The following is an 8,223-nucleotide window of genomic DNA, read 5'->3' as shown; positions in this document are numbered from 1 at the left end:
ACGCAAGTTCGCGGCAATCAAAGTGTGACGAGTGCCAACACGGAGGTGGCTTATGAGGCGCTTGGAAAATACGGTATTGATCTGGTAGCCGAAGCACGCGCGGGCAAATTAGATCCCGTAATTGGGCGAGATGAGGAAATCCGTCGTGTGATTCGCATTTTGTCGCGCAAGACAAAAAATAATCCCGTACTGATCGGTGAACCCGGTGTGGGGAAGACCGCGATTATCGAGGGTCTGGCGCAGCGGATTGTGCGAGGCGACGTGCCCGAGTGGCTCAAAGATCGGTCGGTTTTTTCACTGGATATGGGCGCGTTGATGGCCGGTGCGAAATATCGGGGCGAATTTGAAGAGCGTTTGAAAGCTGTTTTGAATGAGATTAAACAGAGCGACGGTCACATTTTGTTATTTATTGACGAGGTTCACACGATTGTGGGCGCGGGTAAGACGGAGGGATCTACGGACGCGGGGAATATGCTCAAACCAATGCTGGCGCGGGGTGAATTGCACTGTATTGGTGCGACAACGCTCGACGAACATCGCCAGTATCTCGAAAAAGACGCTGCTCTGGAGCGACGCTTCCAACCCGTGATGGTGGATGCGCCATCTGTTGAGGACTCTATTTCGATTCTACGGGGTTTGCGCGAGCGATTTGAGATTCACCACGGGGTGGGGATTCAGGATAATGCGCTGGTCAATGCCGTGGTGTTGTCAGATCGATATATTTCAGATCGTTTTTTGCCGGATAAGGCGATTGATCTGGTGGATGAGGCGTGTGCAATGGTGCGGACAGAAATCGACTCCATGCCTTCGGAACTGGATGCTGTGACCCGTCGCGTGATGCAGTTCGAGATTGAGGAAGCCGCACTGAAGAAGGAAAAGGACAAGTCGAGTCGGGAGCGGTTGCAGACACTTCAGAAAGAGTTGGCCGATTTGAGAGATCAGGCAGATGCGATGCGCGTGCAGTGGGAGAATGAAAAACAGGAACTGGATGGGGTGCGGACTTTGCGAGAGGAGATTGAGCAGACAAAACGCGAGATTGAAGAGGCAGAGCGGCAGTACAATCTCAACCGCGCCGCAGAGTTGAAACACGGCACATTGCCCGATTTGGAACGGCAACTCAAAATTGCCGAAGATTCCCAAACGGTGGATAATCGATTGTTGCGCGAGGAAGTGACTGAAGAGGAAATCGCCGAGATTGCATCGCGGTGGACGGGTATTCCGGTGATGCGATTGGTAGAAGGGGAGCGCGAGAAGCTGCTGCGATTGGACGATATTTTGCACGAGCGCGTCGTCGGACAGGACGAGGCGGTCTCCCTGGTGGCAGATGCGGTGATTCGGGCGCGTGCGGGGATCAAGGATCCGCGCCGTCCCATCGGGTCGTTCATTTTTTTGGGTCCATCCGGCGTTGGCAAGACCGAACTCGCACGCACGCTATCAGAAGCACTTTTTGATAGCGAGGACAGTATGATTCGCATCGATATGAGCGAGTATATGGAAAAGCACGCGGTGTCGCGGTTGATCGGTGCGCCCCCAGGTTATATCGGTTACGATGAAGGCGGGCAATTGACGGAAGCTGTGCGCCGCAAACCGTATTCGGTAATTTTGTTCGACGAGATTGAAAAGGCTCACAGCGATGTTTTCAATATTTTGCTTCAGTTGCTCGATGACGGCCGCCTGACAGATGCACAGGGGCATGTCGTGGATTTTAAGAATACGGTGGTAATTATGACATCAAATATCGGTTCGCCGTATTTGCTCGAGGGTGTGACCGACGATGGAGAAATCCGCGAATCTGCACGCGATGTGGTAATGGCGGAATTGAGACAGCAGTTCAGACCCGAATTTCTCAATCGCATAGATGATGTTGTGCTGTTTAAGCCGCTGTTGTTGTCGGAAATTACCAGAATTGTGGATCTGCTCATTGTGGATTTGCGTAACCGATTGTCCGACAGACAGATTGGTCTTACCCTTTCAGAGGACGCGAAGGGGTTTATCGCCCGTAAAGGGTTTGATCCAGTATTTGGCGCGCGGCCTCTCAAACGATTCTTACAGCACGAATTGGAGACTCGCATTGGGCGCGCGTTGATCAGTGGCGATATCTCGGACGGTGCGCAGATTGAGGTCGATGTGGCAGACGGTGACCTGGTGATTAAAGACATGGGAGAGGAGAAGTGAGAACCCTTTGCGTTCGTTGTAGGCTACTAAATGATAAAAAGCCCGGATAGCATCTTCAGGAACTTATCCGGGCTTTTGTTTTTTGCATCACCTTTTTCTTCTTTACTCATGTTAGTCTCCGCTGTATCATTTGTTTCATCCTGTAATATCCCTAAATCCTGTACATCCCAATTCAGATATTTGAGGAGGTATTCATGTCAGAAAGGGTAAAAGTGGCCGCATTGGGGCTGGCACACGATCACGTGTGGTCAAATTTGCGGGCGCTCAAAGCACTGGATAATGCCGTGCTGGTGGCTGGTGCAGATGGCAATGCAGAGCTGAGAGAACAATTCGTCGAGGCAACGGGTTGTGAACTGGTATATGATGATTTTGAAGCGGTGCTGGATAATGAAGAGCCCGATGCGGTGTTTGTGTTTACTCCGACAGCACATCACGCCGATGTGGTGGAATTGTGCGCGCCGCGCGGGATTCATGTGATGGTTGAAAAACCGATGGCAGCGACCTTAGAGCAAGCAGATCGCATGTTGACAGCTGCGCGAAAGGCGGGGACGGTGTTGATGGTCAATTGGCCGACGGCGTGGAATCGCGGCATCCGCACGGCTTATCGCCTGGTGCAAGAAGGCGCGATCGGACAGGTGTGGCAACTGCTGTGGCGCGGTGGGCATTGCGGGCCGGATGAGTTGGGGTGTTCCGAACATTTTTGCGACTTTCTATTTGATAGCCATCTCAATGGCGCGGGTGCTTTTAACGATTACGGGGGATATGGCGCGAGTTTGTGCGTGTTGTTTTTGGGGCGGCCAAATCGCGTGGTGGGCATGGCGGGGCGGCTGTTGAAAACGCATTTGCCTGTGGATGATAATGGGATGATGATTTTGCGCTATCCAAATGCGATGTGCCGGCTGGAGATGACATGGACAGAAGCTGTGCCGAACAAGCCACCGCACGATTTGATGTTACACGGAACAGAGGGAACGATTATTGCGGGCAACGATGTTGTTTTGTACACCCGCGGCAGTAAAGATGGCAAAATAATTGCACCAGATGCATTGCCCGAAGGGGAAAATAATGCCTCCGAACATTTTATTCATTGTATTCAATCTGGCGCATCGCCCGGTTTTGTGACTTGTGCGGATTTGTCGCGCAATGCACAGGAAATTATGGAGGCGGGGCTTATTTCTGCGACCAATGGGATTGCCATGTCATTGCCCATTGAAGATCATTTGTTCAGGGAGTAGGGGATGCGGTGGTTTATTCTCGTCGTATTTTTTATTGCTTTTGCCGCTCAAAGTGGGGCGCAAGAAGGTGCGATTAATCGGGACAGTCTCGCAGTTTTGCTGGCTGAAGTCCCGGTTGATACACTGGCCGCAAAATTAGGCGAATCCCTGTTTTTACCCCCAGAGGGTAAGGCGCGTATTTTGCGCGATGCTTATGGCGTACCTCATATTTATGGGCGCACAGATGAGGATGTCGCGTTTGGTTTTGGCTATGCACAGGCAGAAGATCATCTCCTGCAGATGTTAAAGAATTTTCGCCAGGCCAGAGGGCGTTTGGCCGAGGTCGAAGGCGCTTCGGCCTTAAAATTAGATGAAATGGCTTTGCGATGGCGCATTCACAGTGTTGCTGGGGAGCGGTATGGGGATATTTCTGAGGAGACGCGGCAATATATCGCAGCTTTTGTTGGGGGTATCAACCACTATATTGAAATTCATCGGCAGGTATTGCCGCAGTGGGTGCAGGATGTGCGGGCGGTAGATGTAGTAGCTCTTGCGCGGTGGATTTTGTTCTTGTTTGCCGAGCAGACCGGTGAATCTGAATTGGCTCAGGTGGGATTGACGACAGCGGTTCCCAAATTGCCAGGATCCAATCTGTGGGTTGTGGGACCATCTCGATCTGACAGCGACGCACCGGTGCTGGCGATGGATGTGCAATTGCCATACACAACACCTTTTCAGCTTTGCGAAGCGCATCTGGTCAGCAATGCGGGTTTGAATGTAATGGGGGCAACATTTTTTGGTCTGCCGGTTATTTTTGCCGGTCACAATGATCACATTGCCTGGTCAATGACCGCCAATGATATTGATGTTTTTGATTTGTACGAAGAGCGTCTGGATCCCATCAATCCCAGACGCTATTTTTATGGGGATGAGAAAAGGCGCGTGGTGTCGCGGCGCGTGAAAATCCATAGCGGGGAGGGGATGCGGGAAGTTGAACGCGAGTTTCTCTATACCGATCACGGTCCCGTTTATAAGACGATTGGCAATTGGGCTTATGCTGCGCGTACGAGTGTGGCTGATCGCGTGGATGCAATGGGGCAGTTATTGGCGATGAATCGCGCGGTGTCACTGGGCGCGTTTCAGCAGGCGCTTTCGCGTTTAGAGTTGCTGGTTTTTAATGTGATATACGGCGATGTGATGGGCGAGATTTTTTATGTGTTTAATGGCAACTGCCCCGTGCGATCAGAGGATTTCGATTGGCGCGCACCCGTGCCGGGCTGGTTGCCTGAGACAGAGTGGAGGGGGACGGTCGCATTTTCTCAATTGCCGCAAGTGCATAATCCCGCTTCTGGATCTTTGCAGAATTGCAATGTCTCGCCAGATGTGGTTGCGATTGATAGCGGTCTTAAAAGGGACGATTTTCCACCGTTTTTGGGGTGGGGAACACCCAATCATCGCGCACAGAGGATTGTGAGCTTTTTGCTCACGCATCAAAATATTGCTGTTGGCGATATGCAGGCTTTGCTTCGAGATGATTATCTCGTTGACGCAGAAGAATATAAAGGGTTGATTTATCGTGCTTATAATAGCGCCTGGCCCTTGCTATACGATCCCAACTGGAAGATTGGCAAGGCTGTTCAAATTCTCAGATCCTGGGATAATCGGGCGAGTTTAGAGAGTGTTGGCACGCTTTTGTTTTCGATTTGGAAGATGCGATTCGATCCGTTACTCGCACAGGCTCCTCAAAAACGCGATATGATTGTTCGGGAGAAGGTCGCATTGGAGGCGTTACAGCAGGCAGTCGCATATATGATCGCGACTTATGGACGATTGGATGTGCCCTGGGGGCAGGTGCATTACTTGAAGCGAGGAAATCGCACTTTTCCGATGAGCGGTGCGCCTTCTGGCACAGAGGCTTTGCATCAGACACTGACGCGAATAGAAGCAGATGGGACGATGCTTATCGAAGGCGGATCGGCTTTTGGGATGGTGGTTTCGCTGGTGCAGCCGGTGCAGTCGTGGAGTGCGCTGGCTTATGGTAATAGCGAAGATCCCGAGTCTCCCCATTATGACGATCAGGCCGCTCTACAACATCGCAATACATTTAAGAAGACGGTTTTTACAACTGGCGATTTGCAATCTGTTCTGACAGGTCTTACAACAGTTCCTTACGATCCCGAAGAAGCCGAGCGTCAATCGCTGAAGGCTCTATGGCATAAGCAGTTACAAACAGGTGGAGTCGCACCCGATTCTACGAATGCTGAGCCAGAATCCCCACAAGACGATTAAAAATCTCCCGTATTCGGGGAGTTTGTTTTTGGACATTTATCAGGAGGTATTCATGCGTTTTTGGGTATTATTTTGGGGGCTAATGACAATTGCTATTCCCGATCATACATATGCGCAGGGTACGGTGCAGCAGGTGGTGGGTGATCTCGTCTATGTGGAAGGACTTTCGGCTGACCTGGATGGCAAATTGCGGGTTGCAGGCGACGACGGTGCGGTTTTGCAGGTAATTAAGGTATTGCCCAATGTAGCGGTTGCGCGCGTGGTTGAGGAGAATGGTTTGCCAGTGAAAACTGGCGATCGGATTCAGACCGATGATGGCACGCTTGCAGGATCGCCGCGCAGGGTGGTGCAGGCGACGCGGGTTGCAGCGGCACCGCGCATTGACGGGCGGTTGGACGACGCGGTTTGGCAACAAGCTCAGGCCGCAGAGGGCTTTGTGCAGCGCGATCCGAAATACTGGATGCCGGTTACTGAGCGGACGGTTGTGAAAATTATTTATGACAATAAAAAAATTTATTTTGGTTTTGAATGTTATGACAAAAATCCCGGCCTCATTGTTACCAATAATATGCGCCGAGATTCTCAGCTTTCGGGCGATGACAATATCCAGTTGTTGCTCGATCCGTTTAATGACAACCAGAATGGGGTTTTCTTTTTTGTAAATGCGCTCGGCGCTCGGGCAGATATGCTTTTGTCAAATGAAGGGCGAACGACGAATGAAGATTGGGATTGTATCTGGGAGGCGCGGTGTGTGCGTCATGAGAGGGGCTGGACTGCCGAAATAGCGATTCCCTTTAATCAACTCCGTTTCAATCCGTCTGATGAGATGGAATGGGGGATTAACATGGGGCGTTATATCGGGCACAAGAACGAAGAGACAGCGTTTATTGTCGGGCGGCACACGCCGTCGCCCCGGCGGCGATATCAGATGACAGATATGGGTGTCTTGCGCGGATTAAAGGCTGTTGAGAGGAAGCGGCTCTTTCAGGTCAAACCATATGTGTTGCCGGGGACTTCGCGCAATTTTGCAGGCGATGAGGGTGAGAATCGCACGTTTGAAGCGGGTGCAGATGTGCGCTATGGCGTGACGCCTAATCTCGCTCTGGATGTGTCGTATAATACGGATTTTGCCCAGGTCGAAGCCGATCAAGAGCAGGTGAATTTGACTCAATTTTCTCAGTTTTTTCCCGAAAAGCGCGAGTTTTTTCTGGAGGGGGCACAGTTGTTTGATTTTGGCGAGGCCGCGTCAACTCGTGGGGGCGATGTGCGCCCGCCAACGCTGCTGTTTTACAGCAGGAGAATCGGTCTGGATGGGGGGCAGCCCGTGCCGATTCTCGCAGGTGGCAAACTGGCTGGCAAAGCCGGGCGTACCAGTATTGGCGCGTTAAATGTTCTGACAGATTCTGAGATGCTGGACACGCAGACGCTGCCGCGGAGAAATTTTTCCGTCCTGCGGATGAAACGCGATGTGCTCGCGCGGTCCAATGTGGGATTTATCTGGGTAAATAAACAAAGCGAAGTGTCCGAAGGTGGGTGGGGCGACTACAATCGCGCCGGGGGGCTGGATTTCAGTTTTTCGCCGTCAACCGCGGTCAATGTGCAGGCGTTTTACGCGCGTACCTGGGATAAAGACTCAGAAGAAGTGGATGATGCACGGTATCTTCGCTTATCGTATAACGGTACTAAATACTCGGGTTCGGCAACTGTTCTGGATGTGGAGGACAATTTTGAGCCGGAGGCGGGGTTTGTCAATCGCAGACGTGGTATTCGGGGATTTCGGCGCTATAATGTCAATCTATCCTATTTGCCGCGTCCCAGAGTAGCCAATATTCGCAATTTGAGGTTCACGCCCGATATTCAGGTGATTGAAGACGACGAAGGCGAGGTGCCGTTCCAGCGGTTCAGACTTGACGGTGTGCTCGCACTTCAGACGGCTGATCGCTTTTTGGTGCGTGTGGAGAGGACCCGCGATGTCGTTACGCGGACTTTTAGACCGTCGCGCAAGCGACCCGATGTCGCCATTCCGCCGCGTGAATATACTTTTACATCGTTCAGGCTGGGACCGGATACGGCAAATTATCGCAAATTGCAGTTGGATTTTGATTTTCTGGTCGGAACCTATTATACCGGACACCTGTATCGGGTAACCGCAGAGAATGCCTATCGGCCCAATGGCAGATTGGGTATTGAGCTGATTTACGATGGCAATTGGATTCGCTTGCCACAGGCCAATCTCAATATTCAGGCATTGAGCACGAGGATAATTTATTCGTTTACAACCGATTTCTTTTTCAAAATTTTCGCGCAGTGGAATAGTGACAGCGAATCCATGGGCGCAAACTTTTTGCTCAATTACCGTTTCCGCCCGGGTAGCGATATTTTCTTTGTGTATGATCACGGGTTTGGAACCGATGGCGATCTTCACCAGACCGGCCGCGCCGTCCTGCTCAAGGTGTCGTATTTGATTGGGTTGTGAGACAGGTTCTATCACGGAAATTTAAAATTAACAAAAAGCACCCTAATAAAACACGGGTGCTTTTTTGTT

The 8,223-nt window shown here is 51.3% G+C and carries 4 protein-coding genes; all 4 read left to right on the top strand.

Annotated features, from left to right (window positions below):
* Nucleotides 1-2,175: AAA family ATPase (locus OXH16_00565; GenBank protein MCY3679856.1), on the top strand; the 2,175-nt coding region annotated here is incomplete at its 5' end.
* 194 nt (nucleotides 2,176-2,369) lie between these two features.
* The gene (locus OXH16_00560; GenBank protein MCY3679855.1) at nucleotides 2,370-3,410 is read left to right on the top strand and encodes a Gfo/Idh/MocA family oxidoreductase; all 1,041 of its coding nucleotides are present in this window, start codon (nucleotides 2,370-2,372) and stop codon (nucleotides 3,408-3,410) included.
* A gap of 3 nt (nucleotides 3,411-3,413) precedes the next feature.
* Nucleotides 3,414-5,678 carry a penicillin acylase family protein gene (locus OXH16_00555; protein ID MCY3679854.1) on the top strand — a complete coding sequence of 755 codons (2,265 nt, stop codon included), beginning with the start codon at nucleotides 3,414-3,416 and terminating at the stop codon, nucleotides 5,676-5,678.
* 52 nt (nucleotides 5,679-5,730) lie between these two features.
* The gene (locus tag OXH16_00550; protein MCY3679853.1) at nucleotides 5,731-8,154 is read left to right on the top strand and encodes a DUF5916 domain-containing protein; all 2,424 of its coding nucleotides are present in this window, start codon (nucleotides 5,731-5,733) and stop codon (nucleotides 8,152-8,154) included.
* Nucleotides 8,155-8,223 lie beyond the last annotated feature (69 nt).

The sequence above is a fragment of the Gemmatimonadota bacterium genome (assembly GCA_026705765.1).
GTDB lineage: Bacteria > Latescibacterota > UBA2968 > UBA2968 > UBA2968 > VXRD01.
The sequence above is the reverse complement of the archived record's forward strand: the minus strand, read 5'-3'. Positions and strand labels throughout refer to the sequence as shown.